Raw genomic sequence first — 15,871 nt, 5'->3', positions numbered from 1 at the left:
ATTTAGGGGTGAATACTTATTTGTTGTATGACAAAACTCTGTCTATATATTCTTCAATCTGAGGATTGTATAATTTCTTCAGTTGATAGTGGATATAAGCCTTGCCTATAGCTCTGTAGAGCAGGTATAGGCCGAATCCAATTCCGACACCCACGAAGATAGAATTTTGCCCCCAAGGCAGACGGTCTTGCGGGTATAATGACATGGCCAGAATGGGGAGTACGATAAGAAAACCGGAAACTGTCAGTTTTGTACGTTCACTCCCCAGACTGTCTAAGATGGCTTGTTTGTCGAACAGGTAGTCTGTCAGCTGCTCGTCATTGAGATAATAGTCTTCCATCTTGGGAAAGCCATTTTCGTCTTGATGCGCCCTGATTTTATTTGAAACTTGCTGTTGGATGTCGTCAATAGCCTTTTCCAACTGGTTTAATTGAAAAGCCATATATCAATGTGTTTATGATTTTAAAACATTAGATTCAAAAATGAAAGCAGTGCCCCCGTAAGCCGGGTTTTGTTAAACTACCAAAATAGCCACTGTCATTTATCTACTATGCAGGTCGCCCTGCATCTCTAGCATCCTACCCTCCGTAGTTAGCTGACGCTATTGAGCGAGTAACTCTTTGACTACGGTTTACATGGATTTGCAGCTTCCAGAAAGTACAGCCTGCTGATCACCCAACAGCTGGTAGGCTCTTACCCTGCCTTCTCACCCTTACCACCGAAGTGGCGGTTGTTTTCTTCTACTTTTTCCTACTGTTGCCAATAGCTTCCGTTTCAGAAGTGGAATACTCTGTGCTGCCCGGACTTTCCTCTCGCAATCTCTTGCCAGCGACAGTATCGGGACACTGCTTTCATGTGCAAAGATAGTCTAAATTCTCTTACCAATCAAAATTTATGTTCTAAAAAAGTATACACGTGCTTCTTCATCCTTGTTTCGACAGTAGGCTTTTTACTGCAAAGGCTCAACAGTAACGTTGCGAAACCCTGACAGCAATGCTGCTAAGCCTAGGCACTGATACTGTTGAGCCTTTGCTGTAAAACAAGGTAAGGCAGGTGGATGGACGAATGGGATTTTTACCTGTTGGTCTTGTTGGATATCAGGACTTCATCCTTGATACATAACCGTTGTGGCGAAACCATTTGTGCGCCCAGTTAGGTACCATGAATATGTAGCCCGAAATATCTTCATGAGGGGCACAGTCTAGCTGATTGCCAATAATGTTGCCAGCCTCTTGCACGGTAGTGCCGTAGCGACGGGCCAACTCTTCGCGCAGAAGGTTATAGGTGATAGTACGGATGTTCGTAGCGTTAAGTTCCTGTCCATCCAGCATCGCTAGAAGACTGGCTTTAGAGGGGATTCTCACTTTCGGGCCGACCCTCAATCCCTCGAAACTATACTCTCCATCAATCTTGTACATCATGAACCCCTCTCGACGGTTGCGCTCGTTGCATTCCTCTGCCATCTGCCGGGCGATGGGGTGGGTGATGCGTTGTAACACCTCGGCGATGATGGGCTGATGGCGCAACTGTCCGTAAGTGTAGCCTTCGCCGTTGATTCCGTCAGAGCCAGAGGGAATGTCGGTATCGGAGATAGTGCAGTATTCTTTTCTTTCCATATTTACTTATACTTTGTTCGTTCTTTTTCTTTCTTCTGCTTCTATTTCATGCGACTTGCATTGTCGTTGAACTCCAAATGAAACTCCACGTAGAAATCTCTCACATAGATAAAATCGTAGATACTAAAACTCATGTGGTCGTAGAGATTGTGGAAATGCTGATGTAGATGCAGGTTGTGGCTCCATTCCCTATCTAGTCCCTCATTCCAACAATCTAGTCCGTTTTCCAATCCCAACACCTCAAGCTCTGTCATTTCGTCTTGTTCGCCAGAATAGCCGTTAAAGCCCAAGCAACAACCCGAGTGGCTGTAAATATCATTATAGACCTCTTCACTTAGAATATCCCACATACTTTCTGCCCGCTCGCCTTGTATAGGGTGATTTGTGGGATACTGCCTATCCTTTCCTTTCCTAAGAAAATTTTACACTCCACCCCTTCAAAGTTCAGGTTGCTGGCGTTATCTTCCAACGTCTTCTTGGTATTAAAGTACAGCTCACGGCTTTGCTTGTAGCTTTTTAGCACTACGTCTTTCAATGCTTCGTTAAATTCCCCCAACAAGCGATAGTTCTCCGCGTTTGGTTCAAAGAGATCATTTAATAAGTATTTTCGTTGTGTAATAAGGTAATCCATTAACACATCATCCTCCTTGCTACATACGCCTTCGTAGTAGCTTACGAGGTCTTCTTCGATAGATTGTATAATCTGTTTGTTATTTATTATTTTTTTTTTTTCATAATAAAATGTATGTTTACATTTCAAACATTTAAACTTGACGGGGTAACATCCTCCATCCATAATAACTGGCCCTAATATGCTTAACAATTCGAATGCCTTAATACTAAATCCACCGCATTTAGGGCATTTGGTAAATAACTTGTCCGTAGATGGATATGGTGCTATACACATGGTATAAATAGTTTATGTTCAGTTATTTTCGGAAATGCACTTCTGTAATTGGAGGGATAGGTATCGCTGGATTTCCTATACAACAATGTGCTGACAGTAGTTTATATAATTGTGATGCCACATTATGGTTCCCCGGCGTATCTGGACATGAAATCCATACTTTACTTTCTTTGCCATTACAATGCACAATTGTAAACTCATCAACTATCGAAGGAGTATGCTTACTTGGATTAAAGTACTCTCTTTTTTCAATCAATTTTTTTATATCATACTTTTTAAGATGCTTGATGATGGTGTTTGGAATTTTATATTCCTGCGTATACCATATAGTATCACCAACACCTATATTATGTAATGCTTCTTCAAAAAAGTCATATCTATCCAAAGTGTATGTATAAGTGATCATAGCGTTATTGCATTTTTCCATTTTTTATAATACTCATCTTCCTTAGGATGAATCACCTCATCCGCCATAATGACATGCTGGATGAACGATGAGAGTTCGCTTAATAGGGACTCACGTTCTTCCTCGGTTGCATAGGTAAGCAGATTGTTAGTCTGTGCAATCAGATAGTCAATGGTGAGGTTCTCTGCAATGGTAGTTTTTATGACTTGGAGTTGCTCCTCCGTGACAACTCCTTGTTTAACCAGCTGGATGGTATAATCTTGAATGAACTTTACTTCCCTATTGTCCACATCACCGTCACACGTCATGAAGAACTTGCCAAGTTCCATGACGAGCTGTATTAGTAGTTTTTGTTTTTCTTCCATAATATTGTGAGTCTAAAAAAATAATTTGGTTTCCAAGATGACTTTCTTTTGTGTTGAGATGGTTTCTTTCGTACTTGCGTTAAGAGTGAACACTCCTTTAAGCACATTGAGCGAAAAGGCACATTCTGTCATACTGTTTAATTCCTTTGACAGCTCAATGCGCACTTCTTGTTTCCCCAATATGTTATTGGCATCGGGATTCCTTTGGTCTAAAATATATTCAAGGTCGTCAAGCTTATACTGGCTCACGAGTTTTTTTGCCTCTTCGTAGTCTTTTTTTGTAAACTCCCCGGGGAAAGTCTCGTATCGTCTGTATGTCTTGGCATATTTTTCCTCTTCGCTCTTTTTATAGGTTGCGTCAGCATCAACCACTACTTTATAATGTACGTTTCCTTGTATATCAAGTTCTCTTGTTTTTGCCTCCAAGAATGTGGCTTTGGCTGTGAACTCCTTAACGCCAAGCAGTTTGGCCACTCTGCCAATACAATTCAATTTATCTTTGAACAGCGTATCTTCTGCCAAATTCACATCCATGTAGCAGTTAGCTATATATGGATGTTTGACTAAAGTCATACCCTCACATAATGATACCTTGGTTTTGAATTTCATCCCATGCTCCTCCATGTCGCGTATGTCGGTTATAGACATCACGGCAAGATTTTGAGAGAGCTTATCACTGTCTTTCTCCCACTTGTAGTTGATTACTCGCTCTTCAGGAGCAAGGTAAAGCACGTCTTTCAATTGATAGTTTTCCATAATGCTAATGCTAAAGTTACTGCGGCCGCAATGATTATATACTTGTTGAGTTTGAACAGTAAGGCCAATACCTTTTGCTCGGACTCAAAAACTACTCTATCTGCCATGTTGGAATATTGTAGGAATACCTGGTACGCATGGTTGATGTCATCGGTCTTGGAATAAAACATATAGGCTACGTTCCTGCCTGCCTCGTCTAAACTCTGATACACAGACTTGAAGAATATACCTTCTCCTTTCTTGTGGGCAATCATAAGCTGGCGAGAAGCTACATAGCCCTTTTTATGCAAGAAATGGACTACTTCTGGGTGGATAGCAGGTTGCTTGCTCATTTGAATAAGTTTGTTATAGGCGAGCTGATTGGTGTCTGAGCCTTCGTCCCGATTCATTTTACCATTGATGACAAACACCGAATCCTCCGTAGGGGTAAGCCCCTGTGACCATAGTATACTTTCCATCATTATTTTTCAATAAAGAGTTTCATTTTTAATTTAACTATATCAGTTTTATTTGTCAGATTATAAGCAAAAAGGTTATGATTAAACAAGCGGGCATAGGGTTTCCCTTCAATGAATTTTTGTAGGATTGCGATAATGTTTTCATCTTCTTTTATTTCTGCCTTGTCAACATGGGTTCCGATAATAGCGCATCCTTCAGGCCATTTCTTAATATGGCGATTAATGAAATCCAAACGTATGTTTGTTTGACTACGATAGTTTATGTCATCCTTATATTTTTGCACATCAAATAAAAATACACAAATATCCTTGTTTTTAAGGAATTCCTCATAATATGCCGTGATATTATATTCACTTCCCCCAATATCTTGTCCGGGTTGAATTATAATTGTTCTACCTGTATCTCCTATTACTAATGGGAATTCTTTATATTCATTCACCGTCGTCTGCTCATATTGGGAGTATGGTTTTCCTTGTAGGGTCATTAGTAATTGGGTTTTTCCAGCTTGAGGCATTCCTAAAATACCGAGCGTTTTTCCTTTTAGTGAGGAAGTTTCTGTTTCGTCGGAACTTGCTACTATAATTGTTGCAAATATAGTAGCTGCAATAGCAATGGGAATCCAAAACCATGCCTCTTGCTGCTGATACTCTGGTAATGTAAATGTTGATAATAATAGCTCTAACATAATTTAATTTATAATTGAATGAACAAAAATCAATATCTAAAAAAATAATATAAGCACAATCCACAATGCAAAGGCAAGTCCTGGAAGGATTATATCAAGCCAATACATTTCCATTTTTGTACGTGCTAAAATAATAAGTAGCACCCATAAGATTGCTAAAAGAATCCAGTTCTCATTGAAAAATGAGACATAACTATGCAAATATTCGCTCATAACTTAAAACAATTATATTTTCTCTGTTTTCAAATATGCAACATTCAACGCCCCCATTTTCTTTAGATCAACACCGAAGTTGCTGATAAAGAGGTTGTTTACTTTCTCGCGCTCTTGTAAATGACTGACAGGATTGGGGATCATGGTGGCAAGTTGCACACTCATGCCAGGTTCGATAACCATACCGGCAGCACGCATCGGCATTTTTACGGTAATTTTTAATAGTGCCATGATAATTTGGTTTTAAATTATTAAAAGGACAAGGAAAAAGAAGAAGGGGACACGGCCCGCTTTATCTTTATTTATCCGGTCTGGTTCTGGAAAACACCTTGGAGTCAAAATAAAGTAAAGACAGTCCATGCCCCCCATATAAGTATAGGGGACACAGAACCTGCCTAAACTCGATTACTGACGACTCCTTTGTTGAATTTTCCAGATTTAACCGGGTCGGATAACCTCGTTTGCAAGTTTTGCGCATCGGGCAGAAGAGACTATCAATAGCCTTCTGCCACTCGTATAGCGCAAAGTTAATGAATTATGCTGAATGCACAAAAATATAGTTGAATAAATCATATTCTACCGCATGGAAATGTGAAAAATGTGTGGTTTGAAACAATGGTTTGTTGGTCATGTGTCTCTATTGTTACTGTATATAGGAATATCTTGTTCATATTATTCAGTTTGTTGCTTATATTTGCAAAATAAATACAGAAAAAGAAGAGGCAGAAATATTTTTATTTGTATTTTTGTTGAAAGAAGCATTTGGAAAAGTGATTAGTATTATATGAAGAAAAGATGCTCGCAGAAGATAAATTAGGTGTAGTATATAAGTTGCGATTGCTGTATAATAGTGGTGAAGAATTGCTGAAGCTCATCGAAATGAACGGCCGTGGTAATAACTCGCTATCGCGCAAGGGAGGCAAAAGTGATTTTTTGAAGAGAGCAGTCTTTCATGAGTTGGTGTATAAATGCAGCGAAGAGAATGGACTCGACTTGGAGACTGTTTTGGACGAGTATGCCATTGTCACAGGGTTGATAGAAAAGTATCGAAGCGCAATGGCAGGCAAGGCATGGAGGAAGAATGCCATGGCCCATTGCGGTCGGCTTATGGAGATGCTCGTTTTTAATGGCGAGTCGAAAGCTGATGCGCCTGTTGAGTTACGGCGGTTTTGTGACAGCTTGGACGCGGAAAACACTTTGCAGTTGGCTTTAGCTGTGCTGATTCTGCTAGAGGCATTGCCTAGAAAGATGTCAACCAGACAGGGAGATGCACGCAACATGCGGACAAAATATGAGCAAGTGGCGGAATTCTTTGAAAAACTATGCGAAAGAAATGTGCTTTATGAACGGATTCCACGCCTATATTTGTTGCAACAGGCGTTGGAGGATAATGGGAAAGCGCTTACCCGTATACGATTGATACGACTGACTTGCGATGTGATTGGTAATCTGTCAATTCTTGCGACTGCCGACCAAGTGGCACTGAACGGCAGATGGGAAGAGTGGAATCAGCTATGGCCCGACCTCGACGGCTGCTGGTTAGGGGAAAAGCACAGTCAGAAAACACCTGATTTTTGGGAGGTAGAAGAATTGAGGAATGGCTATCGCTTCATTCATTACCTCAGAAAGAACGGCGAAGAGGGCATTCTTCACCAACAGCACTTCACGTTTACTTTCCATCAAAATACGGAGAGTTATGTGTGTATACTACATCCAAAGTCTATAGATTGTTGGCTGAATGGAAAGAAGCTGGACGAGGAAGATGTCACTTATCAATACTTCACGCTTGACAATCTTGAACACCCAAAGGAGATTTTTTTTGATCCTTTCATCTACGAGGTTGCTTGGTTTCAGACTAAGAAACTGAAAAGAACTGAACTAGGGCTGGCAGAACTGACGAAAGGCATTTATAAAATAATAGATGATTTCGAAGAATATGCCTATCAGTTTGAACTCTGTTTGGAAGCTATCACGCCACAGTATATTTATATTAAAGATTCATTGCTCGGTGTCAGTCATTGTGTGTCGGTAGAGAAATATGGCTTAGAGAATTGCACACTGGGCGATGCAGTCGGTATTATTACGAGAGGGCAGAAGAGATATTTGGCGTTTGACAATCAAATGGTGTATATAGAGCTTGAACAGCCATGACCAACAGGGAATAGGATGAAGTGATATTTGTTACTATGCTCTGTTTTATCGGGCTTGCATTAAATAACGATAGAGATAGGCAAGATGATAAAGAATTTATTTGTATTTTTGTGTGTAGAAATGTTGGGAGATTGAAATTATACAAAGAAGAATGGTAGTTGAAAAAGTAGATAATGGCACAATATAAGGCGTATATATTTGATTTGGATGGAACTCTGCTGGATACATTGGCAGATTTGGCAGATAGTTGTAATTATGCACTCGTAAGTCATGGGATGCCCAAACGGACAATAGAGGAAGTAAGGCAGTTTGTTGGGAATGGAGTCAGAAAGTTGATGGAACGTGCTGTTCCGGGAGGAGACACCAACCCTGCATTTGATGCTACATATCAAACGTTTAGAGAACATTACCTGATTCATAATCTAGACACGACTCGTCCTTATCCAGGTGTTATGGAGATGTTACAACGACTTCAGGAAGAAGGTGCTGCGATGGCTGTTGTCAGTAATAAATTTTATGCTGCCACACGAGAGCTATGTAAACATTTCTTTGGTGATTATATCAAAGTTGCTATCGGCGAACGAGAAGATATTCGTAAGAAACCAGCACCTGATACTGTGATGGAAGCCTTGCGTCAACTAGAGGTGGGAGCGGAGGATGCTGTCTATATAGGGGATAGCGAGGTGGATGTGCAGACTGCGCGTAATTGCAGTATGCCGTGTATCAGTGTACTCTGGGGATTTAGAAGTAAAGAGTTCCTTAGCAAAAATGGGGCAGAGAGATTTATCCAGACACCGCTGGAGATATTATGCTGATAGTATATAAATAAGGTGGTGGATAAAATGAAAGTATTGATGAAAAAAAATAAGCGAAAAATTTGTTAGCTCAGAAAAAAGCACTACCTTTGCAACCGCATTTAGAGAAATGCTTAACGCGGAAATAGCTCAGTTGGTAGAGCACGACCTTGCCAAGGTCGGGGTCGCGGGTTCGAGTCCCGTTTTCCGCTCAACATTCTGAATAAATCCAAATGAAACGAAAGTTTCAAATGCCCAGGTGGCGGAATTGGTAGACGCGCACGTTTCAGGTGCGTGTGTTTTACGACGTGCAGGTTCGAGTCCTGTTCTGGGCACAATTTATTTAGAATGCTTTTTATGATGGAGAGGTGGCGGAATTGGTAGACGCGCTACTTTGAGGGGGTAGTGATAATTGCATCGTGGGAGTTCGAGTCTCCTCCTCTTCACCAGTTTTTCGCGGAAATAGCTCAGTTGGTAGAGCACGACCTTGCCAAGGTCGGGGTCGCGGGTTCGAGTCCCGTTTTCCGCTCAGTTTTTAAGGAAAACATACTAATCCACAATGAATTTATATTTAAGATATTTCGATAAAGAACTATTGGCTACTAATGTTGATGAAGCTATTGACTTCTTGAGTTCAATCCGTGAAATAGGAATGAATGAAGATTTGGAAGCCGATATTCGTGATTATGTAGCTAGTGATGTTTTCTATCCTAAGCGTTATAAAGTTCGCCAACGCGTATATTTTATCATCATCAAGACTACTGCTGCTACAATGGCAGACTTTAAGCAGAAGAAAGCATTACGTCCGATTCCAGCAGGACCTGTTGCAGAAAAGAGAGATTTGGCGGCAACGGCAATGACCCGCTTGACAGAAGAGCGTCTTGGATGGTATGAAGGAGAATTGGATTTCAAGCGTGTCGTGATGTTGCCTACTACTGGTAAACATGAATATCGTGATACCCACTTTGTAGTTCAATGCAAGGCTGTTTCCGGCCAAGACTGTTATAATCGCATGATAGAACATCTTCGTGGTCGTGTAGATGGAAGATCTCAATTTCCTTCAGCAAAAGGTAAAAACTTCCGTTTCCGATATTTAGGACTTTGGAAATAGTGGTTGGTCCAATCAAAGAATTGATGCAACATGAATAAAGTAATGCTCATTGGTAATGTTGGCAAGGAGCCTGATGTTAGATATTATGACTCCGATCAGGCTGTGGCACAGTTTCCTCTGGCTACAACCGAGAAAGGATATGTGTTACAGAACGGGACTCAAGTGCCCGATCATACGGATTGGCACAATATTATCATGTGGAAAGGACTTGCAAAAGTTGCAGAGAAATATGTTCATAAAGGAGATAAACTTTATATAGAAGGTAGGATTAGGTATCGTTCCTATGATGACCAGAAAGGACAGCGTCGCTATGTCACGGAGGTTATGGCCGAGAATATGGAGCTGCTTACACCTAAGTCACAGTCTGTAGCGAATGTAGAGCCTGTTGCCAGGCAGCAGACGAAGATGGAACAGGGTGAGTCGCGTGAGCCACTTCCTTTTTAATTAGATAATTATTACGTTGGATATATCTTTTATACAAGATGCTTTTAGTGCAGTAACATTTATTCCGCCCACCTTTGGTGTGCTGGTAGCTGCTGGATTGGCATTTTTCTTATTGTTGCTTTCTGGGTTTGCCAGCGCGTCGGAAATAGCTTTTTTCAGTCTGACACCCACTGACCTTTCTCAATTAGATGAAAGGAACAACAAAGATCGTTTGATTCAAATGTTACGCGATGATAGTGAGCGTACGTTGGCTACAATCCTCATCAGCAATAACTTTGTCAATGTAACGATTATTATGCTTTGCAATTATGTATTTGGTTCTATCCTACATTTTGGGGCTGAAGCATATTGGTTGCAATTTGTCTGTATCACGGTTATTTTGACTTTTCTTCTATTGCTCTTTGGAGAAATCATGCCTAAAGTCTATAGCCGTCAAAACTCTTTGCGTTTTTGTCGGTTTAGTGTAAACGGTATTTTGTTTTTCAGGAAATTGTTTTGGCCGTTGGAGACAATACTTCTTCGTAGCGGTGTACTGGCTGAAAAGATGATTCAAAGTCACGAACACGTACTGAGCGTCGATGATTTGGAGCAGGCTTTGGAACTGACGAATAAGAATGATATCAAGAATGAGAAAAGTATGCTTCAAGGTATTATTCGTTTTGGTGACGAAACTGCCAAGGAGATAATGACGAGTAGGCAGGATATCGTGGATCTGGATATTCGTAGCTCTTATACAGATGTCCTCAAGAGCATCGTAGAAAATAATTATAGTAGAATTCCTGTTTATCAGGATAATACAGATAATATCCGAGGAATACTCTATATCAAAGATTTATTGCCACATCTGTCAAAACCGGCAAACTTTCGTTGGCAAAGTTTGATACGCCCGCCTTATTTTGTTCCGGAAACAAAGAAGATTGATGATTTGTTGCGTGATTTTCAAGAGAACAAGGTTCATATCGCTATCGTTGTCGATGAATTTGGTGGAACGAGCGGGCTGGTGACTCTGGAAGACGTGCTAGAAGAAATTGTCGGTGAAATTAATGATGAATATGACGAAGAGCAATCTGTCTATTCCAAGTTGAATTATAACACCTATATCTTTGAAGGGAAGACTCTTCTGAGCGATTTCTGTAAAATACTTCAAATAAGTGATGATGAGTTTGCTGAAGTAGAAGGAGATGCCGATTCTCTAGCGGGTTTGCTTTTGGAAATCAAAGGAGATTTCCCTAGTATTCATGAAAAGATTACTTATAGCCATTATTCGTTTGAAATTTTATCAATCGAGGATAGGAGAATTAGCAGGATAAAGGTTGTAATCCATCCAACAGAAGCAAAGTAAGCTATGGCTTTAATAAGAGTGGAAACGCTTAGTGAGGATGTACTATTGGGCTTGTGGAAGATAGACGAGGTGCAGGCCATAGATTTTCTGACGATGAAACCGCAGTTGATTCCCATTTATGAAGCCCTGATAAGTAAATACAAGAGTCTGGGAAGACAGCTGGAACAATTGGCAATTTACTCTTTGTTGGATGAAATGAAGGAATCGGCTGCACTTTCTATTATCAATCATCATGAGAATGGTAAACCTTTTTATGAGGGGTACTATATAAGTATAAGTCATACAAGAGGTTATGCGGCACTTATTCTGTCTAAAGAGCAAGAAGTTTCTATTGATATAGAATATGTCAATAATCGAGTAGAAAGGATTTCCGGCAGATTTATCCGTCCTGATGAACAATCAGCTAGTCTTGATGAAAAACTTATTAATTGGAGTATCAAAGAGACTGTTTACAAATATTATTCTACTCAACAACTGGGATTCTTTGATATCCGATTGCTTCCCTACGAGTTGAAGGAGGAGGGGATAATCATTGTAAAGAATATGAAGTCAGAGGAGCAATTGGCGGTATGTTATCGAATGACACCTGATTATGTACTCACCTATTATATATAAAGAAAGGGAATAGAGCAGAACTCCATTCCCTTTTATCTTAGAAAGTATATTTGATTATTCGCCCTTAATGGCAGCTACTCCGGGAAGAACTTTGCCTTCAATAGCTTCAAGCATAGCACCACCACCTGTAGAAACGTAAGAAACCTTATCGGCCAAACCAAACTTGTTGACAGCAGCTACAGAATCGCCACCACCAACGAGTGAGAATGCACCATTCTCCTGTGTTGCCTGAGCAACATACTTGGCAATTTCACCTGTTCCGCGTGCAAAGTTCTCGAATTCGAATACACCAACAGGACCATTCCACAGAATAGTCTTAGATGAAAGGATTATCTTCTTCCATTCTTCAAGACTCTGCTCTGCTGCGTCCATTCCTTCCCATTCATCTGGAATCTCATTGATAGGGAATGTCTGGCGCTCTGTATCGTTAGAGAATTCCTTACCACATACAGTGTGTGTAGAAAGAGACAAAGTAACACCCTTAGCCTTTGCTGCGGCCATAACGTTCAATGCTTCTGGAATCAAATCATCTTCGTGCAATGACTGACCAATTTTACCACCTTGAGCCTTGATGAACGTATAGCCCATGCCGCCACCGATAATAAGATTGTCTACCTTGTCCAGCAAGTTTTGGATAACACCCAGCTTAGAACTTACTTTCGAACCGCCAATGATAGCAGTGAAAGGATGCTGTGCATTCTTCAAAACATTGTCAATAGCCGTAACTTCTTTCTCCATCAAGAATCCAAGCATCTTAGAATCTGCATCGAAGAAATCTGCAATAACAGCTGTAGAAGCATGGCGGCGGTGTGCAGTACCAAATGCGTCGTTTACATATACGTCAGCATAAGAAGCCAATTTCTTTGCGAATTCATTCTGGCTGGCTTTCATAGCTTTCTTTGCTTCATCAAATTCCGGAGTACCCTTTTCTACGCCAACAGGTTTTCCTTCTTCTTCAGGATAGTAGCGTAGGTTTTCAAGGAGAAGTGCTTCACCTGGCTGGAGAGCGGCGGCAGCTTCTTCCGCTTTGCCACAGTCTGATGCAAATTTTACATCTACACCGAGAGCAGCAGATACATTCTTAACAATCTGCCCTAATGAAAGTTCAGGTTTTACCTTACCTTTAGGCTTACCCATGTGGCTCATCATAATCAATGCACCACCGTCTGCCAAAATCTTCTTCAAGGTTGGTAGAGCACCACGGATACGTGTCTCGTCAGTTACATTTCCATTTTCATCCAATGGTACATTGAAGTCCACACGGACGATTGCCTTCTTACCGGCAAAGTTGAATTGTTCGATTTTCATTTTATCTTAATTATTTGATAAGTTTAGAATTTCAATCTTGACGCAAAGATAATAATAATTCCTAAGACTGAAGAATCAAAAATTGAGAATTAATAGTTTTTTTGTAGTGTAGATAGAAGAGTTCAGGAGTAACAACATATTGTTTGGAAGTAAACGGTTCATACAACCTTGATACTTATGATTCTATCAATAAACAAATAGAGAACTTTTCTAAAGTATTGATGATTTTTGTTATAAATTTATGCTTAGATTGACAAAGTCTTTTTGGAATATTCAGTACTACTTGATGAATTAAAAATGAGTTATTATACTTGTATTCAGGACTTTAATTTGTTCTACGAAAATATCGTAATATGTTAAATATTAGCATGTTTTGAATATTTTAACATGATTCTGCAATTGTATCTACGAAATTTTCGTAGATTTGTGACGTAATATAAAAAACTATGGAACAGCTGACAAAACAAGAAGAAGAGGTCATGAAAATCATCTGGCGATTAGGCAGATGTGAGGTCAAGGATATAGTTGAATGTATGATTGCTCCACAGCCTCCATATACGACTGTAGCCTCGGTCGTTGGTAAATTAAAGCAAAAAGGATATGTGGGCCAGCAAAGGGAAGGCAAGGCCTATGTATATGCGCCAGTTGTTGCTGAAACCGAATACAAGCGAATTTTTATGTCGGGATTCGTGCGCGACTATTTCAGTAATTCGTTCAAGGAAATGGTGAGTTTCTTCGCAAAAGACGAAAAACTGACCGAGAACGATCTTCGGGATATTATCCGCGAAATAGAAAATAATACAGACTAATTCATTAATATATATACACGAACAATGGCAGTCTATCTCTTGAAAATCAATATGTCTCTGATGGTTTTCTACGCCTTCTATCGGGTGATGATGAGCTATGATACATTTTTCAACTATCGCCGAATAGCATTGTTGGGCATGCTTTTTACGAGTTTGATAGTACCACTTGCGAATTTACAACCGTTTTTTCAGCAAAGCAATACGATTGTAAATATGGCTCAAACCTATGCGGTGAATGTGTTACCTACAGTCACGATAACGCCATCAATAAGTGTATGGTCATGGCAGAATGTGGTGATAGGTGGCTATATGGTCGGTGTTGTAATCCTTCTATTGCGTATGGGATGGCAGGTGGCTACTATATTCAGACTAGCCAGTCGTACAGAGGTTATAGAGCTTGATGGTTTGAAGATACATGTCATTAAGCCGGGGCAATCACCATTCTCGTTTATGCGATGGATTTTTGCCAATCCTGCCAGCCAAACGCCTGAACAATTTCATGAAATACTGGTACACGAACATACACATGCGAGACAACTCCACTCGCTGGATGTTATTGTGGCAGAACTCTTTTGCACATTTTGCTGGTTCAACCCTTTCTGTTGGTTGATACGACAAGAAGTGAGACTTAATCTAGAATATCTCGCCGACGAAGCTGTATTGTATCAAGGCTGTGCGCGCAAGTCTTACCAATATCATCTTCTCGGTCTAGCCTATAGTTCGTCGAGTGGCGGATTGGCTAACCATTTCAAAGTTTTACCTTTAAAAAATCGAATTAAAATGATGAACAAACAACGTACAAATCAGGTGGGGAAGGTCAAATATTTACTTTTCTTACCATTGGTAGCCATGTTACTGGCAGTGAGTAATGTAGAAATGTTGGCACATACCATTAATGAGAAGTTGCCTAATAATACTGTATTGGAAGAAATGAAGAAAGTATTGCCAGTCGTATTAAAAACATCCGAACAAGTGCCTATGATGAAAGATATGCAGCAAAATACTCTACAAAGAGTTGTTGTAAAGAAGGGCGGAAAAGTAGTGGTGAAACAAGATGTAGATGACAAAGTGCTGGAGGTTGTGGAGGAAATGCCACGGTATCCAGGAGGTACAAAAGAACTTATGCGTTATCTCTCAACGAACATCAAATATCCTTCGAATGCTACTATAAACAAGATTCAAGGTCGGGTCGTAGTGCAGTTTGTTGTAGAAAAGGATGGAAAACTTAGCAATGTCAGAGTGAGACGCTCTGTCCATAAATTGCTGGATGCTGAAGCAGTGCGTGTAGTGAGGACGATGCCAAGATGGACGCCAGGTAAATTGAAAGGGAAAACAGTTAGAGTCTGGTATAATCTCCCCATAGAATTTAGGTTGAATGATGAGAAGAAATCGGCAAACATTCAAATTAAAAATATACATCCTGACAAGTCTGTACGGATGTTGATAGTGGATGGCAAGGAAGTACCTATGGACGCACTGAACGGTATAGATGCCCAAAAGATAGGGAATGTAACTGTAATGACAGACCAAAAAGCCGTTTCTCTTTATGGTGAAAAGGCTAGAGGGGGCGTGATCATTGTGAACACTAAGAAATGATAGTGCTATCGATGATAGATATTTTTGAGTTCGATATAAGTTTTATGCAATCCTTCTACTTTTATCCATACTCTCAATGTTCATCGTAGGCTTTTTCCGTATAGATTGCAAAGCCTAGGCAGTAAAACAGCAAAGCCTTAACAGTATTACTGAAACGCCACAACAGCAACGCTGATAAGGCTTTGCAGTTAATTCATATAAATTAGACAGACAACTTGATAACATTGCCTTCTAACTTTATCCAATATCATCTATAAGTGTTATAATGCCTAAGCACCATAGCCTATGGCATTA

The 15,871-nt window shown here is 40.1% G+C and carries 19 protein-coding genes, 4 tRNA genes and 1 other RNA gene; 12 read left to right on the top strand and 12 right to left on the bottom strand.

Annotated elements, in window-relative coordinates; genetic code table 11:
• Positions 1–16: 16 nt before the first annotated feature.
• The 11 genes from ACZ42L_RS03495 to ACZ42L_RS03445 all read right to left on the bottom strand — a co-directional run bounded on the left by ACZ42L_RS03495 (position 17) and on the right by ACZ42L_RS03445 (position 5,638).
• Complete coding sequence (locus ACZ42L_RS03495; RefSeq protein WP_464716624.1) at positions 17–442, bottom strand: hypothetical protein; 426 nt, start codon at positions 440–442, stop codon at positions 17–19.
• Between the two features lie 42 nt (positions 443–484).
• An RNA gene (rnpB, locus tag ACZ42L_RS03490) (RNase P RNA component class A) lies at positions 485–849 on the bottom strand.
• Between the two features lie 248 nt (positions 850–1,097).
• On the bottom strand, positions 1,098–1,616 hold the full coding sequence (locus ACZ42L_RS03485) for a hypothetical protein (protein ID WP_464716623.1): 519 nt from the start codon (positions 1,614–1,616) through the stop codon (positions 1,098–1,100).
• Positions 1,617–1,657: 41 nt separating this feature from the next.
• Positions 1,658–1,966 carry a hypothetical protein gene (locus tag ACZ42L_RS03480; protein ID WP_464716622.1) on the bottom strand — a complete coding sequence of 103 codons (309 nt, stop codon included), beginning with the start codon at positions 1,964–1,966 and terminating at the stop codon, positions 1,658–1,660.
• Positions 1,951–2,247, bottom strand: coding sequence for a hypothetical protein (locus ACZ42L_RS03475; RefSeq protein WP_464716621.1), 297 nt, complete (start codon positions 2,245–2,247; stop codon positions 1,951–1,953). The genes ACZ42L_RS03480 and ACZ42L_RS03475 overlap by 16 nt, the downstream gene beginning before the upstream one ends.
• A gap of 298 nt (positions 2,248–2,545) precedes the next feature.
• The gene (locus ACZ42L_RS03470; RefSeq protein ID WP_464716620.1) at positions 2,546–2,929 is read right to left on the bottom strand and encodes a hypothetical protein; all 384 of its coding nucleotides are present in this window, start codon (positions 2,927–2,929) and stop codon (positions 2,546–2,548) included.
• Positions 2,926–3,258 (bottom strand): hypothetical protein, encoded by a 333-nt coding sequence (locus tag ACZ42L_RS03465; RefSeq protein ID WP_464716619.1) that lies wholly within the window; start codon positions 3,256–3,258, stop codon positions 2,926–2,928. Before ACZ42L_RS03465 ends, ACZ42L_RS03470 begins: the two co-directional genes overlap by 4 nt.
• A gap of 48 nt (positions 3,259–3,306) precedes the next feature.
• Positions 3,307–4,050, bottom strand: coding sequence for a hypothetical protein (locus tag ACZ42L_RS03460; RefSeq protein WP_464716618.1), 744 nt, complete (start codon positions 4,048–4,050; stop codon positions 3,307–3,309).
• Positions 4,032–4,511: a hypothetical protein gene (locus ACZ42L_RS03455; protein WP_464716617.1), complete on the bottom strand. Its 480-nt coding sequence runs from the start codon at positions 4,509–4,511 to the stop codon at positions 4,032–4,034. The genes ACZ42L_RS03460 and ACZ42L_RS03455 overlap by 19 nt, the downstream gene beginning before the upstream one ends.
• Positions 4,511–5,194 (bottom strand): GTPase domain-containing protein, encoded by a 684-nt coding sequence (locus ACZ42L_RS03450; RefSeq protein WP_464716616.1) that lies wholly within the window; start codon positions 5,192–5,194, stop codon positions 4,511–4,513. Before ACZ42L_RS03450 ends, ACZ42L_RS03455 begins: the two co-directional genes overlap by 1 nt.
• 225 nt (positions 5,195–5,419) lie before the next feature.
• Positions 5,420–5,638 carry a DUF6140 family protein gene (locus tag ACZ42L_RS03445; protein ID WP_464716615.1) on the bottom strand — a complete coding sequence of 73 codons (219 nt, stop codon included), beginning with the start codon at positions 5,636–5,638 and terminating at the stop codon, positions 5,420–5,422.
• A 564-nt stretch (positions 5,639–6,202) separates the two neighbouring features.
• Between ACZ42L_RS03445 and ACZ42L_RS03440 the strand changes: the two genes are divergently transcribed.
• The 10 genes from ACZ42L_RS03440 to ACZ42L_RS03395 all read left to right on the top strand — a co-directional run bounded on the left by ACZ42L_RS03440 (position 6,203) and on the right by ACZ42L_RS03395 (position 11,864).
• On the top strand, positions 6,203–7,558 hold the full coding sequence (locus ACZ42L_RS03440) for a hypothetical protein (RefSeq protein WP_464716614.1): 1,356 nt from the start codon (positions 6,203–6,205) through the stop codon (positions 7,556–7,558).
• Between the two features lie 173 nt (positions 7,559–7,731).
• Positions 7,732–8,373: an HAD family hydrolase gene (locus ACZ42L_RS03435; RefSeq protein ID WP_464706689.1), complete on the top strand. Its 642-nt coding sequence runs from the start codon at positions 7,732–7,734 to the stop codon at positions 8,371–8,373.
• Positions 8,374–8,491: 118 nt separating this feature from the next.
• Positions 8,492–8,564, top strand: a tRNA-Gly gene (locus ACZ42L_RS03430).
• 41 nt (positions 8,565–8,605) lie between these two features.
• A tRNA-Leu gene (locus tag ACZ42L_RS03425) sits at positions 8,606–8,687 on the top strand.
• A gap of 27 nt (positions 8,688–8,714) precedes the next feature.
• Positions 8,715–8,801, top strand: a tRNA-Leu gene (locus ACZ42L_RS03420).
• A gap of 7 nt (positions 8,802–8,808) precedes the next feature.
• Positions 8,809–8,881 (top strand) — tRNA-Gly (locus tag ACZ42L_RS03415).
• 30 nt (positions 8,882–8,911) lie between these two features.
• Complete coding sequence (locus tag ACZ42L_RS03410; protein ID WP_464700764.1) at positions 8,912–9,463, top strand: hypothetical protein; 552 nt, start codon at positions 8,912–8,914, stop codon at positions 9,461–9,463.
• Positions 9,464–9,493: 30 nt separating this feature from the next.
• Positions 9,494–9,907 (top strand): single-stranded DNA-binding protein, encoded by a 414-nt coding sequence (locus ACZ42L_RS03405; RefSeq protein WP_464703552.1) that lies wholly within the window; start codon positions 9,494–9,496, stop codon positions 9,905–9,907.
• Positions 9,908–9,923: 16 nt separating this feature from the next.
• Positions 9,924–11,249, top strand: a complete 1,326-nt coding sequence (gene gldE, locus ACZ42L_RS03400) for a gliding motility-associated protein GldE (protein ID WP_464716613.1) — start codon at positions 9,924–9,926, stop codon at positions 11,247–11,249.
• Between the two features lie 3 nt (positions 11,250–11,252).
• Positions 11,253–11,864 carry a 4'-phosphopantetheinyl transferase family protein gene (locus ACZ42L_RS03395; protein WP_464716612.1) on the top strand — a complete coding sequence of 204 codons (612 nt, stop codon included), beginning with the start codon at positions 11,253–11,255 and terminating at the stop codon, positions 11,862–11,864.
• A gap of 54 nt (positions 11,865–11,918) precedes the next feature.
• Here ACZ42L_RS03395 and ACZ42L_RS03390 read toward each other — a convergent pair whose 3' ends face one another.
• Entirely contained in the window at positions 11,919–13,172 is a 1,254-nt protein-coding gene (locus tag ACZ42L_RS03390; protein WP_464700758.1) for a phosphoglycerate kinase, read from the bottom strand.
• A gap of 446 nt (positions 13,173–13,618) precedes the next feature.
• Between ACZ42L_RS03390 and ACZ42L_RS03385 the strand changes: the two genes are divergently transcribed.
• Both ACZ42L_RS03385 and ACZ42L_RS03380 read left to right on the top strand, forming a co-directional pair.
• Complete coding sequence (locus tag ACZ42L_RS03385) at positions 13,619–13,981, top strand: BlaI/MecI/CopY family transcriptional regulator (protein ID WP_464700756.1); 363 nt, start codon at positions 13,619–13,621, stop codon at positions 13,979–13,981.
• A 24-nt stretch (positions 13,982–14,005) separates the two neighbouring features.
• Positions 14,006–15,577 (top strand): TonB family protein, encoded by a 1,572-nt coding sequence (locus ACZ42L_RS03380; RefSeq protein WP_464700754.1) that lies wholly within the window; start codon positions 14,006–14,008, stop codon positions 15,575–15,577.
• Positions 15,578–15,871: the final 294 nt, after the last annotated feature.

The sequence above is a fragment of the Prevotella mikamonis genome (assembly GCF_055381405.1).
The sequence above is the reverse complement of the archived record's forward strand: the minus strand, read 5'-3'. Positions and strand labels throughout refer to the sequence as shown.